We start from the raw sequence: 26,204 nt of genomic DNA, 5'->3' as shown, positions 1-26,204 counted from the left end.
AGTATATCTTAACAATTGTTAAGATATACTTTCCTTAAAATGCAGTATTCGTAGCAGTTATTTCGTAGCTATCAAAATCATCTTTTTCACATAATATTTCAACTTTTCTTTTTTCTCCTGGTGCTATATCACTTTCATTAGTAAAAGATTTTTCTATAACAGTACCATCTTTTCCTAATAGCTTATAATCAAACTGAACATAATCTATCATTTCATTACTTGTATTTTCAAAAACTCCAACTATTTTAGTCATGTAATCTTCTTTTTTTATTTCCCAAGTAATATTTTTAGCCATCTCTTCTATTTTCTTATTTTCTTTTTCTGATTGTGATTGTGTTTCTTCTATAGCATGGTTAACACTAGATGCACCTTGTGCAAGCATTAGAGCGCAACCTCCTATTATAACTACAAATCCTATTATAACTCCTAGTAAAACTTTTTTCATAAATAACCTCCATAATAACTATTTCATTATTTATTATAAAGTTTATTTATAGCCTATTGGTATGCTCATAGCATACAACTACCCTACAATATAAGTTAATGGTATACCTAGGCTCCAAAATATTATATTAGAATATAGTACATATCCAAGTATCTTTATATGTAATTTATTACTTTTTATAATTGGTAACTTGTTTTTTATATCTAGAAAATTAGTATATAATAAAAAATACATTAAAAGCATTATTACTACTATTAAGTTTTGTATTAATTCACCAATGCTACTTCCAACAAATAGTCCTATTATTAAAAATATATAAAATACTGTAGATAGTGTCATATTGATCCTATTTCCATTTCTAAACCCTGGTATATACTTAGATTTTAACCTAGTGTTTTTATTAATTTTTTTAGTTTTAATATTTATAGGTTTACTACTATCTTCATTTATAATTTTTTCTTTTAATTTATATCCTATTTTGTTTATATTTTTTTCTTTACTGGCTTGTGTTTTATAAATTAATTTTATTAAATCACTCTTTAGTGCTGATACATCTTGATACCTATCATCTGGAGATATCTTAGTACATTTCTTTATAACATTTTCCAATAACCCTTTATTTTCAACTTCTTTTATATGCTTTCCTGTAGTTAGCACATTCATCATAATACCCAATGAGTATATATCGCTTCTACAATCACTTTGTTCAAATCCAAATTGTTCAGGAGATGCATAACCTTTAGTGCCTAGTAAAATTGTATCCATATTTTCTCCATATTTATAATTTCTAGATATATCAAAATCAATAAGCTTTAATACATTATCATTACTTATCATTATATTAGATGGCTTAATATCTCTATGTATTATTGGCGGGTTTAGATTATGTAATATATTTAATATGTCACATAAAGATATTATATAATTTATAACTTCTATTTCTTCTAAATGACCTGTTTCTTTTAATTTTTCATGAAGAGTTTTACCATTTACAAACTCCTCTATTACTACCAACTTATTATCTATTTCAAATACTTCATATATTTTAGGCATATTTTCACTTTTTATATTCTTTAAAGCATCATATACATCTTTATTACATTCTTTTAATAATCTTTTTATATATGATTTATTTTTTATATTATTATGAACAAGTATTACTTCACTTTTACTACTTTTATGTATTGTTTTTAGTTCTTCATATAAAGACAACTCTAGTTCTGCTTCTAAATTCAAATTTAATCCCTCTTTATCTACATTTTTCAGTAAAATTATATCATACATAAATACTATTTTGTTAAACTTCTAATTTAATGATAATATTATACTATCTATAAGGAGGTTTTATATGAACGTAAAAACTATATCCCCTTTTTCTATATTATCAAAATCTATAATTTTATTTATACTAGGACTTATTATGTTATTTAGTTCTGATTTTATAGGAAGTATAACAACTGATATGATACTAACTTTTTTATTACTTATAGGTGCATTATCTATGCTAACTTATATTTTTAACAAAGAAAAGCGCCATATAAGTACACTAGTTGAAGGTATTCTTTGTATTTCTCTTGGGCTTTTTATTAAATATAATCCTATTTTTTTAACGGTATCTATTATAAGAATAATAGGTCTGTATGCATTATTAAATTTTGTAGGTAGAATTACTGCAGCTATTATTTTATACAAAAACAATGTAAAAGAATGTGTAAGGGGCTTTATTTTTAGCTTAATATCATTAGGATTTGGTGTTGTTTTATTATTTTATCCACTAGATTATATATCTATAGTAGATAAAATATGCAGTATATATGTAATACTAATATCTCTTACACTTTTTTCTGATTTTTTAAGGGAGATTTTAGATATTAATACCTTTAAATCTAATTTAAAAAGGAGATTTAGGATTACACTACCAATAGTTTATGCAGCATTTATACCTCAACATCTATTAGATAAAATTAATAATTTTATCAAGGTAAATCCTAATAATAAAGTTTTAGTTGAAAATAGTGACTATGATAATTTAATAGATAGTTCTTTTTCAACAATAGATATATTTATTCATCTAGCACCTGATTGTGCTAATGGATTTGGTCATGTTGATATATCTTTTGATGGAATAACTTATTCATACGGAACTTATGATAGTAGTTCTAATAGATTATTTACACTTGTTAGCGATGGTGTTTTATTAGAAGCTGATACTAAAAAATATATTAATTTTATAAATTCTAAATGCAATCGGTCTCTAATAGGGTTTACTTTAGCATTAAATAAAATTCAACATAATGCTATTAAAGATAAAATATCATCTATTAAAAATAATTGTATTCACTGGGAATGTAATTCAAAGAAAGATCCTTTTAAAGAGTATACTGATGAAACAAATCTAATGTTTTTAGATACTAATTGTAAATTTTATAAATTCAAATCTGGGTATTTTAAAACATACTTTACTCTAACAGCAAATTGCGTAAGACTTGCAGATACTATCGTAGGTTCTATAGGTTTAGATTTAATAGCAATAAATGGTATAATAACACCTGGTACTTATTATAATTATTTAGATAATTTATTTAAAAGAAAAAATACTATAGTTGTAAAAAAACAACTTTATATGAAACAATCTTCTATATAAATTGGAGGTAATAGCTTGAATAATGAAACAATAGAGTTAATGAGTGTTTTAAAAAATATAAAAGATGAAAGTTGTTTAGATGAATATCTAGTAGATATCTATGATAAATATAAAGGCTTAGAATTCAAGACATTTTTTGAAGATATTTTAAAACATAAACAAATTACTAAAAGTGAGCTTATAAAAAATGCTCGTATAGATAGAACTTATGGTTATCAAATTTTAAATGGAAGCAAAAAGCCTAGTCGCGATAAAGTTATAAAACTTTGTATAGGAGCAAATCTAGATATTAAAGAAACTAATAAAGCCTTAAGACTTGCCGATTGCGGTGAACTATATTCTAAAAATTTAAGAGATGCTGTGATTATATTTGGTTTAAACAAAGGAATTGGTATTCTAAAATTAGATGAACTCTTATACGATAGGAATTTGGCTTGCTTAGATGATTAAGATTTAAAAAGGTAATAAGTTTATGTTGTTACATACTTATTACCTTTTTTATATTTAGGATTAAATTATATATTTTATTTATCTATACTCATTTTTATTTACATTAGCTTCTTCTTTTATTTCACTACGCATATTATTAAGAGATTCTTCTCTTCTTTTATTTTTTTCCTCTAATTTTCTTCTTTCTTCAGGATTATCTACCTTTTCAATCATTTCATTTGCTAATCTAATATTTTTTAGAGTATGATTTATATTACATTGTATTTTCTCAACATTGTCTCTTCTATCGTCTGGATTTGGTTTCATTTTATATCTCCTTTTAATTAATTTTCATTAGTTATATTGTTCAATACACATATTTTTATTCTAGTTTGATTAAGTCAAAAAATATATATTATAGAAATTATCCTAAGATTTTAAATATCTAGTTTATATAGCTAAAGTGTTTAATTTTATTTTTTTTGATTTGACATTTGATATTTTTTTTTGTACTATTATAGAAAATGCAATAACAAATCAATACCCGATTGAAGCTTTATAGAAGAGCTGTCATTTTGACACACCGAAGGAGTCGCACTCTCAGGTACTTTTATAAGTAGGACTGTAAAGCTTAGGGAACTCTGGAGAGACCTATATAGGCGCCGAAGGGGCAAGGCAATTTTGCTCAATCTCTCAGGCAAAAGGACAGGGATTATGTACTATACTTACTTTTTGTATAGTTTTATAGTTGTAGTTTATCCAGAGCTAAGTCTTAAGACTTGGCTTTTTTTATTCAAGCAATTATTATTCTTATTATTTAGAAAATTAAAAATTTCTAAATATCTTATCTTCCTGTCAATTAATTCATTTTCCTTTATTGATTTATTAAGGCATAAAATTCACTTCGCTTAAAAAATAAGCGAATATATAAGGAGTGTATTTTTATGAATTTAATTGATGTTTTATCTCAAATTAACTCATTTATATGGGGACCACCTTTACTAATACTATTAGTTGGTACTGGTATATTATTTACTTTTAAACTTGGATTTTTACAAATAACTAAATTACCTACTGCTTTAAAATTAATATTTAAATCAGAAAATAATGGTAGTGGAGATATTTCAAGCTTTAGCGCTTTATGCACTGCTCTTGCTGCTACAGTTGGTACTGGAAATATAGTTGGTGTTGCTACTGCTCTAAAAATAGGAGGTCCTGGTGCATTATTTTGGATGTGGGTTGCAGCATTTTTTGGAATGGCTACTAAATATGCTGAAGGAGTACTTGCTATAAAGTATAGAACTAAAAATGAAAAAAACGAAATTTCTGGTGGTCCTATGTACTATATAGTAAATGGTATGGGATCTAAGTATAAACCTCTTGCTATTTTCTTTGCTATAAGTGGTATTTTAGTTGCTCTTTTAGGTATAGGTACATTTACTCAAGTTAATTCTATAACTGATTCTATTAATGGAAGTTTTGGAATTAATCCTAAAATAACTGGAATTATATTAACATTAATTGTAGCCTTAGTTATATTTGGAGGTATTAAAAATATTTCAAAAGTAGCATCTACAGTAGTTCCATTTATGTCTTTTGTATATATACTAATGTGCTTTTTAATTATTTTAGGCTCATTTAATAAAATACCATCTACATTTATCTTAATACTAAAAAGTGCTTTTACACCTACATCTTCTATAGGTGGATTTATGGGAGCTAGTGTATCTATGGCTATTAGAAATGGTATTGCTCGAGGCGTATTTTCTAATGAATCTGGACTTGGTAGTGCTCCAATTGCAGCAGCTGCTGCTAAAACTAATCATCCAGCTGAGCAAGGTCTTATATCTATGACTGGGACATTTATAGATAGTTTGATAATCTGTTCTCTTACTGGATTTTCTCTTATATTATCTGGTGTATGGAAAGGAGATTTAAATGGTGCTCTTATGACTCAAAGTGCATTTGAAAGTGTTCTTCCACATATTGGACCTTTATTTTTAACTATTAGTTTAAGTTTATTTGCTTTTACTACTATACTTGGTTGGTGTTATTATGGAGAAAGATGTTTTGAGTTTTTATTTGGTATTAAGTTTATAAGCGCTTACAGGGTTGTCTTTGTTTTAATGATACTTATTGGGTCATTTTTAAAACTTGAAATGGTTTGGATAATTGCGGATATGGTTAATGCTCTTATGGCTATACCTAACCTTATAGCTCTAATTTATCTTACTCCTGTAGTTATAGCTGAAACTAATACCTATATGAATTATTTAAAATTAAAAAAAGAAGATTCTTATGCTATTAATATATAAATAAATTACATTAATAACTTATATTTTATATGTATTATTTTAAATAAAAAACCTGTATCAATATTATTGATACAGGTTTTTTATTATTATATCTAAAATTATATTATACATTCTATAAGTTCTTCTTTGTTCACTCGATAGAAATACTTATTTATATCAATATTTTCTAATATATCTAATATATCTTTTTTATTATATCTACATCCATATAGTAAATTTGATATATCCTCTATTTCGCCTTCTCCAAAAAAGTCTCCATTTATTTTACATTCTTTTATTATACCTTTATCTACATTAATCCTAAACTCTACTTTCCCACCATCTAATCTTTTTCCTTTAACAATCTCAAATTTAGGAGATTTTCCGTAGTTCCATTCCCAAGTTTCAAATTTTTCTTTAGCTATTTCTTCTACTCTCTTTATATCTTCTTTTGTTAAATTATAAACTCCACTAGATTCTTTAAGTAAACTCTCTAGCATTATATCTTTAAACTTTAAACTATCCATATCTTCCTTTAAATAGTTTTTAAGATTTGCAACCCTATCTTTAACTGATTTTATTCCTTTAGATATTATCTTATCTTCAGCTACAGTTATACTTCTTACCATTTCCTCTATGTTAGTATCAAATAGTATAGAACCATGGTGTAATTTACATCCATTTTTAACACATTGTGCATTTCCAGAGAATTTTTTGCCATCTACTAATAAATCATTCCTACTATTAAAGTATGCATCTATTCCTTGACTTTTTAATGCTTCAATAATTGGCGTTGTAAATGTTTTAAAGTCTATTCCATTTCCATTATAATTTTTAGTTATAAAGCTAAATTGCCATCCATTCATATCCGTATATATAGTTCCGCCACCTGTTATACGTCTAACTACATTTATATTATTATTTTTTACATAATCTTCATTAATTTCTTCTATTGTATTTTGGAATTTTCCTATCATAAGTGTTGGATTTGTTCTCCAAAACATAAATATAACATCATCTTTTAAGTCTTTCTCATTTATAAGATAATACTCTAGTGCAAAATTAAAGTATGGATTAGTTGAATTATTTTCTACATATATCATGGTTTTATCCCCTTTTGTCTATTTAATAGCTTCTTGTGCATTATACGAACTTCTAACTAAAGGACTACTTGCTATATACTTAAATCCTTTCTCTACTCCAACCACTCTATATTCTTCAAATTTTTCTGGTGTTACGTATTCATAAACTTCTATGTGTTTGTTTGATGGTCTTAGATATTGACCTATTGTAAATATGTCGCATCCTACCTTAAGTACATCATCCATAACCTTAAATACTTCTTCATCACTTTCACTAAGGCCAACCATTATACCAGTTTTTGTTAATATGTGAGGTGCTACTTCCTTTACATATTTTAAAACATCTATACTTCTTTCATATATTGCTTCTGGACGAACTGTATCATATAATCTTTCTACAGTTTCGACATTATGATTTATTACATCAGGATTTGCTTTTATAACTATATCTAAATTTTCTTTGATACCTTTTAAATCTGGTATTAGCACTTCTACAGTAGTATCTGGATTTAAACTCTTCACAGCTTCTATAGTTTTTGCAAAGTGACTAGCTCCACAATCCTCTAAATCATCTCTTGTTACACTTGTTATAACTGCATGAGATAATCCTAGTTCTTTTACTGCTTTTGCTACATTTTCTGGTTCATTTATATCAAGATTTTGAGGTTTACCATTAGTTACATTACAAAACCTACAATTTCTAGTGCATTGACTTCCCATTATCATAAATGTAGCTGTTCTTTTTTTATAGCATTCACCTAAATTAGGGCATTTTGCTTCTTTGCATACTGTATTTAATGATAACTGTTCCATCATAACTTCAATCTCTTTTATAGATTGACGTTCATAATTTACTCTTAGCCACTTTGGCTTTCTTCTTACTTTTGTTTTTTCCATATAATCCCCCTGATAAACGTTTGTCATATACCTTTCTTTATACAATATTAGATATTAACATATAAATTCCTTCATACTTATTCAAATTTTAAATAAAAGTTCATTACTTTTTTAATTATATATACTATATCTATTTCTTCCATTATTTTTAGACTCATACAATGCCTTGTCTGCTTTATCTATTGCTAAATATATATCTTCTTTCATATTTTTCTTTTTAGTATATATACCTATACTTGTAGTTACTATGTCATTAACTAATGAATACTTATGTTCTATTGCCTTATTTTTTATATCTTTTTGTATTTTTTCTACTATTTCTATGGCTTCATTTTCACTAGTGTCCTCTAGTATAATAACTATTTCTTCACCTCCAAATCTTATTCCTATCCCTTTCTTTCTAATATTCATAAGAACTGAATTTGATACTTCTTTTATTACTTTATCTCCTTCTATATGTCCATAATTATCATTATATTTCTTAAAGTAGTCTATATCTAGTAATACTATAGAAATTTCCTTTTCTTCTAGTTTCTTTATATTTCTCTGTTCATAATCATCTAGATATCTCCTATTATAAAGACCTGTCATACTATCTTGATAGTGTAATTTTTTTAATGCTTTCACACGAACTATTCTTGCTATTAAAATAATAATTAATATTACTACTATACATGTCATAATTAATACTTTTATTTGTTCGTTTTTCTCTTTCTCTTTTAATACTTCATTTTCATATGCCTTTATTGAATATTCAATATAATCATTTTTTATAATTTCATCTAAAGATTCTTTCTTTTCTTTTAGTATTTCATTGTATTTTTTATATGATTCTAGATCTCCTATTTTACTGTATATTTCAGCTATATCAGAATAGATATCAATTTCTATATATTTAGCACCTTCATTTTTTAGCTTTAGTATTTTATTATATATATCTAAAGCTTCTTTATAATTTCCTTCTTCTTTTAATATACTTGCATATGATAATCCTAAGAAAATATCTTTATGAATAAAATATTCTACTTTATCTTCTTTTAATAACTCTGAACCTTTTTTTATATATTTTTTAGCTTCTTCATAATTTCCTTTATGTATATTTATATTGGCTATATTATAATTTAGAAGAATTTCTACATCATCTTGTTCATTTTTATCTAGATATTTTATATATTTTTTTGTCTCATTTACTACATCACTACATTTATCGTAATCACCGATACTTAAGTATGCATGCATCTGATTTATATATGTATTTACCTTTGCTTCTGCATTGTTTAATTTATTTGGTATTTTTATATTTATTGCCATATCATACCAATCTATAGCTTCTTTATGAAGACCTAATTCATATACTATATTACCTATAAGAGTATATGCTTTAGCTTCATACACACCAGCTTTATCTATATTTGGATGTTTCTTTGCTAAATTTATAACATCTAAATAATTATATATAGCTTTGCCATACTTTCTATCCATAGTATATATTATAGCTAAATTTCCTCTTAATGCCATTTTAGTCTCTATATCTAAATTGCTAGTTTCTTCTATATATGATTTTAGTAATTTTATTGATTCATCCTTAGTTTTTGCATTATAACTTAATGGAAATATTACTTCCCAAACTACATTACTATTATTTTTATATGACTTATCTTCCTTTATATATGTAATTGCCTTCTTAGCATTAGTTATTAAATTTTCACTTTTGCCTTCTTCTAAAAGACAATTATTTAAAAGTATATAATTGTATACTTTTAAAAATGTATCCTTAGAATTTTTTATATCCTTTTTGGCTAATTCAAAATTTTTTATTGCACTTTTATAATCATGTATACTATAGTCTATATAACCTTGTATAAAGTAATATTCACTGTCTTTTACTTCACCCTTTAAATTAGCCCTAACTTTGTTTATATAGTTTTTTTCTAATTCTTTTTTATTATATGTACTCTCTATACTATCTATTATGCTATCTTTACTCAAATTACTATCATTTAGTTTTTGTGCATATACACTATTATTTTTTATTGATACACAAATTATAAATAAAATAGTAAGAAGTAAAAAAATACTTTTTATATTTTTTATCATTATATTTTTTCCCCTCATTTTCTTACTTAGATATTTTTTGATATTAACAATTATTTGGTTATTAAATATATATTTAACTATTTTTTTATTAAATTGTACAAATTAAAACACATAATAATTAACATAGTATATGTAAAAAGATTTTTTATATTGTTTTTCTTCATCTTTCCTAATAAATAACTTCCTATAAATCCTCCCATAATACCACCTACAACCATGAAAGGAAGTACCTCTAAGTTATATACACTAAATCCTTCTGATAAAAACACCGATAAAAGTTTAGACCCTTGTGAAAAAAATATTATAAATATAGAATGTATAGAGCTTTCCTTACTTCCCATACCTAATATATACATTAATGCAATTACATTTATCGGTCCTCCACCTATTCCTAAAAATGAAGAAATTATACCTAATATAATACCTATCAATGCACAAAATCCTATATTATTAACTCTAAAACCTTTAATTTTACCTTCATTAATATATAAAATTAAAACTACACCCATAAGTATAAATAATGTAGTTGATTGTATTTTTTGGCCTAGTAAATTGTTGTTTAAAGCCGCTAAAAATAAGGTAAATAAATTTTTACCTAATATCCCACCTATTATAGAACCTATTGCTAGAGATATAGTTCTCTTTCCATCTAATTTAACTTTATTTTTTATGCTTTTTAATAAAGCTACTATTGACATAGAAAACACAGTAAAGCTAGATAATATACTTATCGTACTTATATCATAATTTCCTAATGTATCAAGTACTGGCTTTATTATAACTCCTCCACCAATTCCTGATATTGCACCAATAGTCGTCGCTATTATTCCTACTAAAAAATATATGATATTCATTAATTCCCCTCCCTTATGCAAAATATCTTAATTTATGGTCTATAGTCATATTTTATCATAGTATTATTTATTTTTTATGATAAGTTTATAATACCATTTCAATGAATCCTTTGATTTTAGCCAATCTGTATTATTATTTATCTTCATCTTTTTTCATATTTTTAAATTAATCTTATCTTATTAATTCTTGCAGTTTTTACAAAAAGTACATATAGCAATTCAATCGCTTTAGCTGTATCATTTATAACCCCTCTTATTATGGGCAGCGCATTCTTCTTTTTATTTAAAGGAAGTAAATTTTGTTGTTCCTATGAAAGTAGCAATTCATTTGAAAGATAGGTAAGTTAACTTTGTGTAATATGTCTAATACATTGATGTTTAAAAAATACAAACTACAAAAACTTAATAAATTAAATAATATTGCTATATAATTATAATCATGTTTATTTACTGCATCTAAAAAAGTAGATATATCAAATATTTTTTATTACTTGATATATCTACTTTTTTAAGATTCTATACATTACTTTTTGTAAATTAAAGCATATAAGATGTATATTTTATATTCTTTAATTATTATCAGTAAACTCCATATTCCATTTATTTTCTATCTAATTTACTATAAATACATTTATAGTCTGCGTAAGCAACTATACAAAGCATCGATAATAATAATATAATTCAAAAAAGGTTTTCACTTTAGCTAGTGAAAACCTTCATGGTTTATAATTAATTATTCATTAATTTATTATATATATTTTTAAATATTATATATATCTGAAAACTCTATATTACACTTTTCTATTTGTGAATCTCTTAAATTTTTATCTAATATAGTTACTTCTTCATCTTCAATTAAAGATACAGGTATTTCAAATATAAATTCACTTCCTATATTTAATTCACTTTCTACCCTTATAGAACCTCCATGCATTTCTACTAAAGATTTAACTAAGGATAAACCAATTCCACTACCTTCTCTTCTTTTTATTAGTGCATCATTTACTTGTCCAAATCTATCAAATATAATTCCTATTTTATCCTTAGGTATTCCAGTCCCATTATCTTTTACAGATACTATTACCTTTTTACCATCTGATTTTAAACTTACTATTATTTCTCCATATTCTCCTGTATATTTTATTGCATTTGATAATAAGTTTAGCATAACCCTCTCTATTTTATCAGGGTCACATGCTAATATTTCACACTCTGTATCAGTATCAAATATTAAATTTATATTTTTACACTCTACATAATTTACAACTGATAGAGTTATATCCTCTATTATATTAACTATATTATTATTAGAAAGTTGTAATTCATAGTATCCTGTTTCTATTTTACTTATATCTATAAGATTATTTACAAGTCTTAAAAGTCTATAAGAATTTTGCTTTATTGTACTTATATGATTAATAAGTTTTTCAGTAGTTATGCTATTTTTATATATACTTTGATTTAATAACTGCATGCTCCCAAGTATTATATTAAGTGGAGTTTTAAATTCATGTGATATATTAGAGAAAAATTCATTTTTCATACTCTCTATTTCAATAGCTTTTTCTAGTTTTTTAGTTTGTTCTTCAACATACATTTCTTTTGTTATATCTCTTCCTGTAACTAAAAAATGATTTTCTTCCTCTACATACTTGCTACCTATATGTAACCATATATATTTACCATTTTTGTTTAAATATCTATACTTAACATTTTTTCTAAATTTAGAACCTTTTTTAAAATCTTTAACTGGTAATACCTTTTTCATATCTTCAGGATGTAGTAAATTTTTTAAATTAATATTTATTAATTCTTCTTCTGTCCATCCTAATACTTCACTCCATTTTGAGTTTGCTTTTTTAAAATATCCATTTTCATCTATAACCCCTACTAAATCAACTGCTGTTTCTAAAAACAATGCCAATTCTCTTTCTGTATTGCTTCTTTTTTTATTTTCTATTTTTATTTCATTAGTGAGTTTTAAGTTTTTGATTAATATAGCCATCTGACCACATATAGCTTTTATAAAATTACTTTGGTCATATTCTGGTGGTTTATTATCATATTTATAATATATAGTTAATATGCCTATAATGTCATCTCTTAATTTTATTTTATAAGTTCCTATGTATTTCACTCCATCATTTTCCATTTTTTTACATATATCTATATGGCTTACTTCATTTATATCCCTTAAGCCATCTGACATATTATTAAAAATTTCCAACTCTATTGTATCTTTACCTAGCTTTATTATACCTTCATGCTGTGATACAACAGAATAACCTCTTCTTATATATGATTTTAATTCTTTTTTATCTTTATCATACAACCATATAGATATTCCATCAATACTTAAGTATTTTAAGAGCTCATAACAACCATTTTCTAATAATCCTTTTATATCACGATTAGATCTATTTAAAATATTATTCAAAGTTGATACTTGATTGTGGTTATTAAATACCTGCTTTTCTATCTTTTTTCTCAAACTTATATCCCTTGTAGCTCCTACCGTATAAATTACATCTTCATTTTCACCAAGTATAGGTGCCTTATACGATTCAAACTCTTTGCTTATTCCATTTACTATTATAGCTTCTTCAAGTAGCCTTGGCTTTTTTGTATTTATTACCTCTTCATCTACCTCTTTATATAAATGTGCATATTCATCTTTAAAATTATCTATATCATAATTTCCTATCATATTTTCTTTTTCTTTGTTGGCAAGACTTGCTAGATATCTATTTGAGTATAAATATTTACCATCTATATTCTTAATCCATAATCCTATCGGTATACTATCTAGTAGATTATCTAAGTCTTCTATTGTATATGATTTGCTTATTTCTTTACATAATATAAAAATTACTTCTTTTTCTTCAAAAAAATCTATTATTATATCACAGTTAAATTTGACAATGTCTTTTGTCTTTCTATAAAACAACAAATCTATATTTTCTTCTTTTTTTATACAATCAATATCTTCTATATTATATAAAATATTATTTATATTATTTTGTATTATATCCTCTTGTTTATACCCTAATTTTTCTAATAATACTTCATTACAAAATAATATATCTCCTTTATTATTTATAATTATTATATTCTCATTTAATTTATTAAATATCCTTTTCATCGGTATATTTCCCCCTGTTATATCTTTCCCTATTATAATTATATATAACTTATACCTAAATTTAAATAAAATTTTAACACATATATATAAAGTTTTTTATAAAAAAATAGCTATTTTTACATATAAAAATAACTATCTTTTATTTTGTATTAAGATATTTGACCTTCTAATTTAACTTCTAATTCTACAGATTTTTCTTCTTTTGGAAGTACTATATTTAAAACTACTGCTATAATTGCAACTAATACAAGTCCTGAATCTCCAAATATTAATTGTATAGATTCTGGCATATTAGAAAGAACTCCTGGAACAAATGATAATCCAACGCCAACTCCTAATGAAAGTGCTACTATTGTGCTATTTCTATTATTAAGAGGCTCACTAGTTATAAGCTTTATCCCACTAACTGCAATCATTGCAAACATCATTACACTAGCTCCACCTAATACACTTGAAGGCATTAAAGATATTATTGCTCCAAATTTTGGAAATACTGCTGCTAATATTAAAAATACTGCACCTGTTGCTACTACATTTCTATTTATAACTTTAGTCATGGCTATAATCCCTACATTTTGGCCAAACGAAGTATTTGGAAGTACACTAAACATTGCCCCTATAACACTTCCTATACCATCTGCCATAACTCCACCTGCTATTTCTTTATCAGTAGCATCTCTTCCTATCCCTGAATGGGCTATTGATGTTATATCCCCTACTGTCTCAACAGCTGAAACTATAAATACACAAGCTACTGCAAATATTGCGTCTAGATGGAATTCAAACCCGAATGTAAACGGCATTGGAACAGATATCATAGACATCTGAGATAGTTGCGAAAAATCTATCTTTCCCATTGGTATTGCTACTATATATCCAACTATAAGTCCTATAAGTATTGATGCTAAACTAGTTATCCCTTTAGTATATTGATTAAAAATTAATACAGTTAGTAAAACTACTGTTCCTAATATAAGATTTGATATTGAACCAAAGTCACTAGCTCCTACTCCACCTGCAAAATAATTTATACCTGTTGGAAGTAAAGATATACCCATAGCTAAAACTACTGTTCCTGTTACCACTGACGGGAAAAATCTCCTTAATTTTTTCATACTTTGACCAAACATTACTTCTATAAGCCCACCTACTAGACATGCTCCAAGTATCGTTTCATATCCATACTTAGCACCTATTGCTGTAAGTACTGGTACAAACCCAAAACTAGTTCCCATAACTATTGGTAACCTTGCTCCAAATGGACCAACTTTATAACATTGTATTAATGTTACTATTCCAGATACAAACATAGCACATTGTATTAAAGAAGTTTTATCAGCTAATGACAAGTTAAGTATATTAGAAATTATTATAAGTGGTGTAACATTTCCAACAAACATCGCGAGTATATGCTGAAGACCTAAGGGTATAGCTTCTGTTAATTTTGGCTTACCATCTAGTTGATAAATAACCGAACTTTGATTCTTCATTTTATATTTCCTCCCCTATGAAACCGATTATTATTCCACAAATTTATTTAATAATTCGTATTTATAGGTTAATTATAGCATAACAGTATTTTTTTTCAATAATTTATGAACTTTTTTTAAATTTTATCTATTTAAGTACGATTTAATAAGTACTTTATTCTTAATATTCATATTAATTTCTATTTTTTATACTAGTTATTCTTCATTTATTTCTAATTTAAGTTTTTTTAATATTAAAAGTCCGAATGCTCCTATAAAAGAAGCCAACATAACTACTATCCACCCTATAGATATAGAGCTTGAATCTATAATTTTCCCCATTATCATAGGTCCCATTGCATATCCCATTCCAGTAATTAATGGTATTACAGAACTTATCCTTCCCCTATGAGATATAGGAGTATTGTTCGCTATAAAAGCCGAACTATTAATAGCTATTAAAACTTCGCCTATAGTTAATAATATTATTGCTAGGAAAAATAATGGCATCACTTTTGAAAAACTAACCACTAAAAAACATAACCCATATAAAATTCCTCCTATAGACATAATGTTCATAGATTTATATTTTTTAGTTTTACTAGTGAGTATAGGAGTTAATATAATTACTATAAATCCATTTAATCCTCCTAATAATCCATACAATCTTGCCCCATCCTCTCCAAATATTTCTCCCATTTGAAGAGGAAGAGAAAATCCCCATTGAGAATATGAAAATTGATATAATAGCATTATAATAGGAAATGCTATTAGTATAGGTCTTTTAATTAATACTTTTAAAGTAGAAAAATCTTTATATTCATCATTATATATTTCTTTTGACTCTATTACATTGCTTTTTTTAATTTTTGTTGGCTCTTTTACATAAAATATAAATAGTGTTAAGGCTATTAAGGTAGTTATAGCATCTCCTATAAATATTAAAAATAAATAATCTTTATATAAAAATCCACCAAGTATTGGACCTATAGAAAAACCAATATTCACTCCCATATACAATAGTGAGTATGATTCTTTTCTATTTCCTTCATTAGTTAAATCTGCATTTAACGCATCATAAGCAGGTGATGATATTGAATAAAAACATGATGATAATATCATTATCTTAGCTGTTAATACAGTAGTATCCATAAGCCCACATATAATTAACATAAGTGCACCTAAAGCTTGAAATGTTATTATAACTTTTCTTCTTCCAATCGTATCACTTAACTTTCCTCCAGTTATCATACATGGAGCCTGAAATACTGCAAGCATTGTCACAAATTGACCGGCTTCAAAAGCTGACATTCCTATTTTTTGTGTAAGTATCAATGACATAAGAGGATGTACAAAAGAACCTATACTATTTACTATTTTACCTATAAACAATATGTATATCTCTTTTGGGAGTCCTTTATATGTATTAAGTAATTTATTAATAATAATCCCCCCTAAACTCTATTACCTCATTCATTAATAATTAATATTAGTATTTCTATTTATATTTTTCAATAATTTATATATCTAAATGCGCCTACTTAAATAATTTATTCAAATAAAATAGTAGGTTATTTAATATAAATATTAATTAACCTACTATTTTATAACTATATTATTGTGTTACTAATTTAATTATCACTTACTTTTTTATTATCGTCTTCTTTTTCTAATTCATTTATATTCTCAGCTATTTCTTTTATAGAGGAACTATTTGAAAGTATATATTTTGCATACTCAATTGCGTCTTTATAATGTCCATTTGAAAATTTATTCTCCATTAGTTTCCTCCTAAATTTAATTTAACATGGTGGGAAATGATGTTTTTTAGCTAATCTTTCGCCTACTATGTCACCTATTTTTTTATTAGTACTTATTTCTTTTGCAATTTCCATTCTATTTTTATTTTCTTTTAATAACTTATCCATATGTGGATTATTATCTGACCTTCCTTCATTTACTTTAACTTCTTTTTTCATAACTTTATCCTTTCTTTTAAATTGTGCTTACTTTTAAGTTATCCATATATTGAAGTTTTATTATTATAAGTTTTTTTATATTTTAGATAAATTTGTTTAAACTAATACTCTAAATATTTCATATACTATTACATAACTATAAATAATTAAAAGCGCTACTTAAAATTAAGTAGCGCTTTTAATTATTTATTTTTATAAGTCTAATTTTTTTATATTTTCTTTCATTATCTTTATAGAATCATTTAACTTTTCTTTTTCTGTAGCATCAAGTGGTAAATGTATCACTTCTCTTACTCCATCTTTATTTACTATACTTGGAACTGCTATATACACGTCTTCATTTCCATATTCTCCATTTAAATATGATGATACTGTAAGTACTGTATTTTCATTTTCAAGTATAGCTTTAGTTATCTTAGTTAAAGCCATTCCTATACCATAATATGTCGACTTTTTACAATCAATTATTTTATAAGCTATATTTCTAACTTCATCTTCTATTTTTTCTAAATCATCAAAATCTATATTCTTATCTTTTCTAGATGCTATTTGATATATTGGTTGTAATCCACAAAGTGCATAACTCCAAGCTACAAATTGAGAATCTCCATGTTCACCCATTACATATGCATTTATATCTTTAGGATTTACATTTAATCTTTCACCTAATGTATATCTAAGTCTAGCTGAATCTAGTGTCGTTCCTGATCCTATGACTTTCGATTTATCATAACCAGATAATTTCCATGATACATAAGTCATTATATCAACTGGATTTGTAGCTATTAATAATATTCCTTTAAAGCCTGTCTTTTTTATTTCTCCTATTATAGACTTCATTATTTTTGTATTTTTATGTAATAAGTCTAATCTTGTCTCTCCTTCATTTTGTATAGCACCTGCTGTTATGCATATTATGTAGGCATCACTACAATCGCTATAATCCCCCGCATATATCTTCATTTTTCTTGGTGCAAAGCTAAGTCCATGATTTAAATCAATAGCTTCTCCTTCAGCTCTTTTTTTATCTAAATCTATAAGTACTAATTCTTCGCATGTTCCTTGGTTCACCATTGAATAAGCATAGCTCATTCCCACCATTCCTGTTCCTACTATTACAACTTTACTTTTATTCATTTGGCCCCTCCTAGTTAGTCTTTTCATATTATATACCATTTTTTGCAAATTTTAAATCTTTAAAATTGTTTTTATAATAGATTTCACTTTTTTGGATATACATATTCTCATATATTAAAATAAAATATTTATTTTTTAGTAGCTATAGATATACTTACTTTTAACTCAAAAAAAGGTCTTCTATTTAAATAGAAGACCTTTTTTTTTATTTCATATAATTTTTTATATTAGCATTTTCATCTATAATACCTTCTATAGTGTCATCTTTACAAGTCATTATAACTGTTACCCCTGGCCCATGACCTGATTTCACACAATCACTATGAACTACAACTCCTATACTTACAGCACCTTTTAAATATCCTACACCATATGTGTTATCACAATCTTGAAGTAATACTAAATCACCAAATTTTAACTTATCAAGCCCTAATCTCTTTATTTCTTCCATATCAGCTGTCATTATGTCATAATCACCATCTGTAGCAGCACTTTTAGAACCTATACCAGACCCCATTAAATATGCTGGAACTTTTCCTACAACATTAACTTTAAGCTTTCCATTTTCTTCTTTTATGTTTAATTTTTCAAATAAATTAGGATCTATATTCATTATGTGTACATTTTCATAATTATTTAACTTAAGCCCTTGTCCATATGCTTTTACCATTATTTTATCATCGATTGCTAAATCTTCTAAAGTTTCATCATCGAAATATATTAACACATGGTCTATACCTCCATGCATGCCTGTTACATATCCCTTTTTACCTTTAGCATCCCCTGATACTATTTTAGCTTCATTTCCAATACATGCAAATGTCATTAATGCTGCATTTTCTGAACTATTTTCATTTCTTATAGATACACCTGGCTCTACATGGTCACCTGCCCAATTAAAAACACTATCACCAACAGATACATTATATGATATTCCACCTGTTGCTGGAAGTATCATAGGTTTTCCATCATAACTTATTCTATAGTTTCCACCTATTGGATGATGAATTTTACCTTGTACTGACCATTTAACTACATGTTCTTTATTAGTATTTAACATATATCCCCCTCCTATTTTTAGATAATTTTTTATTTTCATTTATTTTATATTATAGCTATATTTTGGTAAAAGTTGAACAACAAAAATTGACTTTACTCATACTACCTACACTTTTTCTTAGTATTCACTAAGAAAAACCTTCGCTTAAATCTTTTAAAATTAATAGAATTTAAAATTCACTATATTATAAATAAGGATACCTAAGTTTAGATATCCTTATTATTTTCTAAGACTTTCATTTATTCCATCAGCTACGAATTCAACTTTCGTACCAACTATAACTTGAGCACTAGTCTTGTTTAATTTAACAACACCTTTTGCTCCCAATAATTTTAAACCTCTTTCATTCATTTTATCAGTATCAACTAGTTCTAATCTTAATCGAGTTGCACAGTTTTCAACCTTAATTATATTCTCATCTCCACCTAGATATTCTATATATTTTCTAGATATTTCATCTTCACTAGTTGCTGCTACTTCACTATTTTGTATTGGATTTGAACTAAGTTCATCATCATCTTCTCTACCTGGAGTTGGTAAATCTAGCTTAACTATTAAAAAGTAAAATACTACAAAGTATAAAGCACCAATTCCAAGCCCTACTAGTAATATATATATTGGATTAGTAGCTAAGTTAAAGTTTAGTAAATAGTCTATCGCTCCTGCTGAAAATGTAAACCCATGAAGTACTCCTAGTGAATCTGTAATAAACATAGATATTGCTGTAAGTATTGCATGTGCTACTAATAATGCTGGTGATAAAAATATAAATAAAAATTCAAGTGGCTCTGTAACACCTGTTAATAAAGCTGTAAGTCCTAAAGATAAAAGCATACCTGCTACTGCTTTTTTCTTTTCTTTCTTAGCTGCACAGTATATAGCAAATGCTATTGCTGGTAAACCAAACATCATTACTGGGAAAAATCCTGCCATAAAGTGTCCTGCTGTAGGATCTCCTGCAAAGAATCTGTTTAAATCTCCTGTTGTCCCATTAAAGTTTCCTAATTGGAACCAGAAGAATGAATTAAATACATGATGAAGTCCCATTGGTATTAATAGACGATTAAAGAATCCATATAATGCTGCTCCCATAGCTCCAAACCCTGCTATAGCTGCTGATATATCTCCTAAAAAAGCTTGAATACTAGGCCAAACTATAGCTAAAGGTATAGCTACTATAGCTGATATTAATCCAGACATTATAGGAACTGCTCTTCTTCCACCAAAGAATGCTAAAAATTCTGGCAGTTGAACTTTTCTATATCTATTATATGATAATCCACCTATTAAACCTGCTAGTATACCTCCTAAAAATGATATATTTAATGTTGATGCTATTTCTGGTGCAAAATTTATACCCCAGTATTTAGTAGTAACATTAGTTAAAGTTAAATAAGATATAACACCTGCTAGAGCTGATGCACCATTTTGATCATCAGATAAACCAACTGCAACTCCTAGCGCAAATAATAATGGTAAATTATCAAATAATGCAGACCCTGCTGCTCCAAAAAATGGAAGTATTTGAGACATAAATGGCACTGCATACAATGCTTTTATTACATCAGGTTGTCCAATTCTTAGCATAATACCTGCTATTGGTAGTGCCGCTATAGGTAACATAAGTGATTTACCTATACGCTGTAAAAATTTAAGCATATAATTTCCTCCTGTTGATGTCATTATTTATTTTAATTTAATTTTATTACATATAAAAGGTCCTTAGATATATCTAAAGACCCCCCTATTTGTTAGTTATTTAACTATTTCTATTCTATTTTCTTCTTTAGCTTCTACAGCACCTGTTACAATTTTTACAGACTGTCCATCTTCTAAACTAGTAAATATTATAGGACTTATATCCGATGTTGCATTATTTTTTATAAAGTCAACATCCATTTTCATTATTTTATCTCCTGCTTTAACTTTATCTCCAACATTTGTGAATATCTCGAAACCTTCACCTTTTAAATTCACTGTATCTATTCCTAAATGTATAAGTAATTCTAAACCATCATCAGTTTTTAACCCCATAGCATGTTTAGTATCAAATATCATCTCAACTGTTGCATCTACTGGTGATACTATAACCCCATCATTTGACTTTATAGCAAATCCATCTCCCATAATCTTGTTGGAAAATACCTCATCTGGTACATATGATAACTCTAATATTTCACCATTTGTAGGCGATAATATAATACTGCTTTTATTTTTCTTTTTGAAGATATCAAATATTCCCATTGCTCTTTGCTCCTGTTCTTTTGTTAATTTAATTTTCTTTTTAGTTGTAGTTTACCATAAATACCGTCAAATTTTATACTTTTTTTATATTTTTTTTACTTTTTATGAAATATTCCCCATTGAATTTAAATTTATATTTTAATACTTATTTATTATTATATATACTAAAAAACTATAAAAATAAATTTATTTTTATAGTTTTTTAGTGTACTCTAAGTATTTTAATTTTTATTTCTTACTTTTAAATCTATTCCAAGCTTATTTGCTAACACTTTTGACATTTCTATTTCTTCTTGCGATATTTCATCTACAACGGAAAAAGCTACTTCACTTATATACTCTTTACATTCTTTTGCAAAATTTATCATATATTCAAATGATACTTCCCCGTATTTAGGTCTTGTAACCTTTGTATAAACCTCTTTATTTGGAGCATTTAAGCTAATTGATATAGAATCTATATTATCCTTTAATAGTATTGCTGTTTTCTTTTTATGAATCAAATCACTTAAACCATTGGTATTAACCCTAACTTTTACATTACTTTTTTCTTTTATAAACTTACTAATTTCTATTACTTCGTCTAGTCTAACTAAGGGTTCTCCATATCCACAAAATACAACTTCATTATAATCGCTTAAATTATAATTTTTAAAAGCTTCCTTTATTTCGTCAATACTTGGTTCATGTTCTAGCCATAAACTTCCACTTTTTTCAATTTCATCCTTCTCATCTCTTATACAAAATATACATCTACATGGACATTTATTAGTTAAGTTTACATAAAGACTATCACCTATTGTATATAATATATTCATATCTATCTCCTTTTTATTAAAATTTTTTCTTTATTTCTAATTTATCAAAAGTACTTCCAATTAATAAAAACACTATAAAGCTTCCTATTGGTTGTACAAAACCTACAAGAGACAATACAAATGCACCTACAAATGTACCTGATATAATTCCCCCTGCTATCATATATAAAAACCATCCTACAAATCCCGCAATAAAGCTTCCTATTATATTTCTTTTAGTTATTATTTTTTCGCTATTTGAGCTTATAAATAATACTAATATTGGCTTTATTATTATTGTTGGTATTAGCCATATAGCTGCACCACTAACTAAATCTGCCATTCCAGCTCCTATTGCTGCACAAATCATTGCGTAAGGAGTAGGAAGTATAGCTGCTGCTAAATATATAAATGAATCCCCTATATGAACATACCCTCCATTAGCTCCTACTGGAATATGTAATATATATGCTGTTGTTAAACAAACTAGTGCGGCAAATAAAGATGATGTCACTAAAAATTTTGTTTTAGTTTTACTTACTTCATTCATTCTATCCATAATTATTCCTCCACTTTTAATGAATCCTAATTAAATATTACTACCTAACCCATACAATTTCCATATATGGATCTTAAATATATAATAAATATAAAATGTAATGATACAATTTTATTTAAATATTAAAAGAGCTAAATAATTTAGCTCTTTTAGGTATTTATTTATGTTCTTTTTCCATTTGTTTTTTTAAATTTTTAGCAAATTTTTTTTCTTTATATCTTTCCATTCCATCTTCCACTTGATTTTCCATATTAGCCATAAATCCTAGTACATTTTCTTTTACATCTTCTGCTTTTTCTTTAGCTCCATCAAGTCTTTTTTCCATATCATTTTTCATATTATTCATATAATTTTTCATAGTAGTCATATATCCTCCTTTATTTATATTATTTTTTGCATTTTATTAAAAATTATTACTTTCTTTTTTTGTACAAAATCTAATTTATTATTTTATAAATTATACATTTTACTTACAATTAAAAATATCCCCTATATAAAATATAGGGGATATAAATAATGGCAACCCATAGGAGGATGTGAGGGAGTGTTGCCATTATTTTAGGGTATTATATTATGGTTTTTAAGCTAGTCTTTCTATACTTATATATTAACTTTTTAATATGAATTTAATATGAGTTTTAAGTGAATGAACTTTGAAAGTTTAATTAAACTCTATAGTAAATATTACTGAATTCTCTTTATTTTTTATGTTATGCTTAAATCCATGACTTTGAAGTATTTTACTAACTAAATATAACCCTAGCCCACTTCCTCCAGTTTTTCTAGATCTTGATTTTTCTACTCTAAAAAATGGCTTAAATATCTCATTTAGATATTTTTTATCTATAGTAATGCCTGTATTTTCGACTTCTAAATATATTTTTGAATCAGTTTTTCTTCTAGCAATTTTTACACTTTTAGTATACAGCTTCACTATTATAGTTTCTTTATTTGGTGAATATTTTATAGCATTGTTTATTATATTACTTATTGCTTTTTTTATTCTATCTGCATCACATTTTACATACAAATCTTTTTCTATATCTATTACTGTATTTAAATTTTTATCTTCTATTAAAAATGCTTGTCTTTTTATTATATTTTCAACCATATTGCTTAAATTAACAGTATCTAAAGTCAAATCAGTTTCTAATATTTCACATTTTGATACTTCTATCATCTCATTTACCAATTCTTTTAACTCTTGTGTAGTATCATATGATTTTTCTAAATATAAATCTCTATCTTTATATTTCCCTATATTATAAATCATACCTTCTAGTTGTCCACTTATTATAGTTATTGGCGTTTTTAGTTCATGAGATATAGTAGCTATAAATTCTTTTCTTTTATTTTCAGCTTCTCTTTCAGTTTCTATTATATCTATCAAAGGTTTAGTTATTACTTTTGTATATATGTATGCACCTATTATAGCTATTAATATAGCTACCCCTATAATATATGGCATAAGATTTCTTATAACCTCAGTAGCTTCATCTATAGGCTGAAGCGGCATTACTATACTTAAATTATATGGGAGTATTGAATCTTTAGTATATATAGTAATGTTCTTAGGGTATTCTCTACTATTATTTATTACATATTTACTATGATTAAGTATTAATAATTCTGTTCTACCATAAATTCTTCTTCCACTTTGGTTAGTTAAAAGAACAGATAGATTTTGACTCGCTTCTAGTTGATGTAGCTTCTCTTTTAATTCATCCGTTGTATAAAATACTGATTCTTTCTTAAGTCGTGCTACACTTTTTTCGAAATTCCCTATTTTATACTCATAATAATATGTTGGTAATAAAAAATATAAGATTAGGTATATTATTATAGCTAATGCTAGTAATAACCCTGTTGTTATTGTAAATAGTTTATACTTTATATTTAATTTTTCCCATTTACTAAATATCTTTTTCAAGAGTATATCCTATACCTTTTACTGTTTTTATATATGGCAATACTATTTTTTTTCTTATATTTTTTATATGTGCATCAACTATTCTTGTATCTCCATAATAGTCATATCCCCATATACTATCTAATAAACTTTCTCTAGTTACCACTTGTGGATATTTTTCTATTAAAGTCTTAAGTATATTAAATTCCTTTAAAGTAAGTTCTATAGTTTCTTCTTTTATTTTTGCTGTATACGTATTTAAATCTAATTTTAAGTCTTCAAAGATTAAACAGTCACTACTAGTTTGTGATGTCCTTCTAAGCACTGCTTCTACTCTTTTTATAAGTAACTTAAATGAAAAAGGCTTTGTTATATAATCATCACACTCTAAATCAAACCCTTTTATCTGATCTGATTCGTCAGTTAATGCTGTTAAAAATATTATAGGTACATTTGAATTTTTTCTAATCATTTTACATACTGAATGTCCATCTAAATTTGGCATCATAATATCAAGTATTATTAAATCATATTCTTTTTCCTTAAACTTTTGTATACCTTCTACTCCATCATTAGCTGAGTCTATTTTATATCCCTTAGAACCTAAAAACTCAACTATGAGTTCTTGTATATCTGAATCATCTTCAATAACTAATATAGATTCACTCATTTTATCAACTCCATTTGATCTTTATTTATATTTAATTTTATCATAATTAATTTATAACTATATGAATTTTTTATGAAGTATATAATTTTTTCCGTAATTAAAAATAAGGAACTATCAATTGATAGTTCCTTATTTTTATAATTTGTGTACATTTATAGCTGACATTCCTTTTGGAGCCTCTACCATATCAAAGCTAACTTCTTCACCTTCATGTAAATTTTTTTCATCATTTTCTTCTTTTATATTTGTAAAGTGAACAAATACGTCTTCACCAGTATCACAAGTTATAAAACCATATCCTTTTACACTATTAAACCACTTTACTACACCGTTGAACTTTGCCATTTTGTCTACTCCTTTAATATTATTTTAATTAATAATATTATTTCTTTACTTATATATTTTATACTATTAACTATTTAAAGTTCATCTTGTTTTGATTTACTAATACCAAATAATAGCTTGTCTAATTTATAAACTTTATTTTCATCATTTT

25 protein-coding genes and 1 riboswitch are annotated in these 26,204 nt (G+C 26.0%); of the genes, 3 read left to right on the top strand and 22 right to left on the bottom strand.

Annotation, left to right across the window (positions count from 1 at the left end; all coding sequences use genetic code 11):
• Positions 1-34 precede the first annotated feature (34 nt).
• Both I4U66_RS02065 and I4U66_RS02060 read right to left on the bottom strand, forming a co-directional pair.
• Positions 35-445 (bottom strand): FxLYD domain-containing protein, encoded by a 411-nt coding sequence (locus tag I4U66_RS02065; protein ID WP_092926610.1) that lies wholly within the window; start codon positions 443-445, stop codon positions 35-37.
• Positions 446-523: 78 nt separating this feature from the next.
• A complete protein-coding gene (locus I4U66_RS02060) occupies positions 524-1,681 on the bottom strand; it encodes a serine/threonine-protein kinase (RefSeq protein WP_207645321.1) in 1,158 nt (385 codons plus the stop codon).
• 112 nt (positions 1,682-1,793) lie between these two features.
• On the opposite strand from I4U66_RS02060, the gene I4U66_RS02055 reads away from it, so the two are divergent.
• Together I4U66_RS02055 and I4U66_RS02050 are read left to right on the top strand one after the other, a co-directional pair.
• Positions 1,794-3,089 carry an HdeD family acid-resistance protein gene (locus I4U66_RS02055; RefSeq protein ID WP_092926614.1) on the top strand — a complete coding sequence of 432 codons (1,296 nt, stop codon included), beginning with the start codon at positions 1,794-1,796 and terminating at the stop codon, positions 3,087-3,089.
• Positions 3,090-3,104: 15 nt separating this feature from the next.
• Positions 3,105-3,539 carry a hypothetical protein gene (locus I4U66_RS02050; RefSeq protein ID WP_092926616.1) on the top strand — a complete coding sequence of 145 codons (435 nt, stop codon included), beginning with the start codon at positions 3,105-3,107 and terminating at the stop codon, positions 3,537-3,539.
• 78 nt (positions 3,540-3,617) lie between these two features.
• Here I4U66_RS02050 and tlp read toward each other — a convergent pair whose 3' ends face one another.
• Entirely contained in the window at positions 3,618-3,845 is a 228-nt protein-coding gene (tlp, locus tag I4U66_RS02045) for a small acid-soluble spore protein Tlp (RefSeq protein ID WP_092926618.1), read from the bottom strand.
• A 304-nt stretch (positions 3,846-4,149) separates the two neighbouring features.
• A riboswitch (glycine riboswitch) is annotated at positions 4,150-4,237 on the top strand.
• A gap of 225 nt (positions 4,238-4,462) precedes the next feature.
• On the opposite strand from tlp, the gene I4U66_RS02040 reads away from it, so the two are divergent.
• Complete coding sequence (locus I4U66_RS02040; RefSeq protein WP_195580934.1) at positions 4,463-5,833, top strand: alanine/glycine:cation symporter family protein; 1,371 nt, start codon at positions 4,463-4,465, stop codon at positions 5,831-5,833.
• 98 nt (positions 5,834-5,931) lie between these two features.
• On the opposite strand, the gene I4U66_RS02035 is transcribed toward I4U66_RS02040, so the two are convergent.
• From I4U66_RS02035 to I4U66_RS01945, 19 genes are all read right to left on the bottom strand, one after another.
• Positions 5,932-6,915, bottom strand: coding sequence for a lipoate--protein ligase (locus I4U66_RS02035; RefSeq protein WP_195928354.1), 984 nt, complete (start codon positions 6,913-6,915; stop codon positions 5,932-5,934).
• Between the two features lie 18 nt (positions 6,916-6,933).
• Positions 6,934-7,791: a lipoyl synthase gene (lipA, locus tag I4U66_RS02030; RefSeq protein WP_092926624.1), complete on the bottom strand. Its 858-nt coding sequence runs from the start codon at positions 7,789-7,791 to the stop codon at positions 6,934-6,936.
• Positions 7,792-7,902: 111 nt separating this feature from the next.
• A complete protein-coding gene (locus I4U66_RS02025) occupies positions 7,903-9,888 on the bottom strand; it encodes a tetratricopeptide repeat-containing diguanylate cyclase (protein ID WP_195928353.1) in 1,986 nt (661 codons plus the stop codon).
• Positions 9,889-9,965: 77 nt separating this feature from the next.
• Positions 9,966-10,742 (bottom strand): sulfite exporter TauE/SafE family protein, encoded by a 777-nt coding sequence (locus I4U66_RS02020; RefSeq protein WP_092926628.1) that lies wholly within the window; start codon positions 10,740-10,742, stop codon positions 9,966-9,968.
• Positions 10,743-11,502: 760 nt separating this feature from the next.
• A complete protein-coding gene (locus I4U66_RS02015; RefSeq protein ID WP_195236938.1) occupies positions 11,503-13,884 on the bottom strand; it encodes a PAS domain-containing sensor histidine kinase in 2,382 nt (793 codons plus the stop codon).
• Between the two features lie 149 nt (positions 13,885-14,033).
• On the bottom strand, positions 14,034-15,374 hold the full coding sequence (locus I4U66_RS02010) for a uracil-xanthine permease family protein (RefSeq protein WP_195236937.1): 1,341 nt from the start codon (positions 15,372-15,374) through the stop codon (positions 14,034-14,036).
• 195 nt (positions 15,375-15,569) lie between these two features.
• A complete protein-coding gene (locus I4U66_RS02005; RefSeq protein WP_195928352.1) occupies positions 15,570-16,745 on the bottom strand; it encodes an MFS transporter in 1,176 nt (391 codons plus the stop codon).
• Between the two features lie 239 nt (positions 16,746-16,984).
• Positions 16,985-17,134: a hypothetical protein gene (locus tag I4U66_RS02000; protein ID WP_176698697.1), complete on the bottom strand. Its 150-nt coding sequence runs from the start codon at positions 17,132-17,134 to the stop codon at positions 16,985-16,987.
• 21 nt (positions 17,135-17,155) lie between these two features.
• The gene (locus I4U66_RS01995) at positions 17,156-17,332 is read right to left on the bottom strand and encodes a hypothetical protein (RefSeq protein WP_176698698.1); all 177 of its coding nucleotides are present in this window, start codon (positions 17,330-17,332) and stop codon (positions 17,156-17,158) included.
• Between the two features lie 192 nt (positions 17,333-17,524).
• Entirely contained in the window at positions 17,525-18,469 is a 945-nt protein-coding gene (locus tag I4U66_RS01990) for an L-lactate dehydrogenase (protein ID WP_092926636.1), read from the bottom strand.
• Positions 18,470-18,674: 205 nt separating this feature from the next.
• Positions 18,675-19,529: a DUF4438 domain-containing protein gene (locus I4U66_RS01985; RefSeq protein ID WP_092926638.1), complete on the bottom strand. Its 855-nt coding sequence runs from the start codon at positions 19,527-19,529 to the stop codon at positions 18,675-18,677.
• Positions 19,530-19,748: 219 nt separating this feature from the next.
• Positions 19,749-21,188, bottom strand: coding sequence for an N-acetylglucosamine-specific PTS transporter subunit IIBC (nagE, locus tag I4U66_RS01980; protein ID WP_195928351.1), 1,440 nt, complete (start codon positions 21,186-21,188; stop codon positions 19,749-19,751).
• 96 nt (positions 21,189-21,284) lie between these two features.
• Positions 21,285-21,773 carry a PTS sugar transporter subunit IIA gene (locus I4U66_RS01975; protein ID WP_092926642.1) on the bottom strand — a complete coding sequence of 163 codons (489 nt, stop codon included), beginning with the start codon at positions 21,771-21,773 and terminating at the stop codon, positions 21,285-21,287.
• Between the two features lie 221 nt (positions 21,774-21,994).
• On the bottom strand, positions 21,995-22,591 hold the full coding sequence (locus I4U66_RS01970) for a TIGR04100 family radical SAM protein (protein WP_092926644.1): 597 nt from the start codon (positions 22,589-22,591) through the stop codon (positions 21,995-21,997).
• 16 nt (positions 22,592-22,607) lie between these two features.
• A complete protein-coding gene (locus I4U66_RS01965; protein ID WP_092926646.1) occupies positions 22,608-23,129 on the bottom strand; it encodes a TIGR04002 family protein in 522 nt (173 codons plus the stop codon).
• A gap of 157 nt (positions 23,130-23,286) precedes the next feature.
• Positions 23,287-23,496, bottom strand: a complete 210-nt coding sequence (locus I4U66_RS01960; RefSeq protein WP_092926648.1) for a hypothetical protein — start codon at positions 23,494-23,496, stop codon at positions 23,287-23,289.
• Between the two features lie 294 nt (positions 23,497-23,790).
• Positions 23,791-25,059 carry a sensor histidine kinase gene (locus tag I4U66_RS01955; RefSeq protein WP_195928350.1) on the bottom strand — a complete coding sequence of 423 codons (1,269 nt, stop codon included), beginning with the start codon at positions 25,057-25,059 and terminating at the stop codon, positions 23,791-23,793.
• Positions 25,043-25,708: a response regulator transcription factor gene (locus tag I4U66_RS01950; protein ID WP_195928349.1), complete on the bottom strand. Its 666-nt coding sequence runs from the start codon at positions 25,706-25,708 to the stop codon at positions 25,043-25,045. The genes I4U66_RS01955 and I4U66_RS01950 overlap by 17 nt, the downstream gene beginning before the upstream one ends.
• 135 nt (positions 25,709-25,843) lie before the next feature.
• Positions 25,844-26,053 (bottom strand): cold-shock protein, encoded by a 210-nt coding sequence (locus I4U66_RS01945; RefSeq protein ID WP_092926654.1) that lies wholly within the window; start codon positions 26,051-26,053, stop codon positions 25,844-25,846.
• Positions 26,054-26,204 lie beyond the last annotated feature (151 nt).

Origin of the sequence: Romboutsia sp. D33t1_170424_H2, assembly GCF_015669105.1 — a bacterium.
Lineage (GTDB): Bacteria > Bacillota > Clostridia > Peptostreptococcales > Peptostreptococcaceae > Romboutsia_C > Romboutsia_C hominis.
This window is presented reverse-complemented; position numbering and strand designations above follow the sequence as displayed.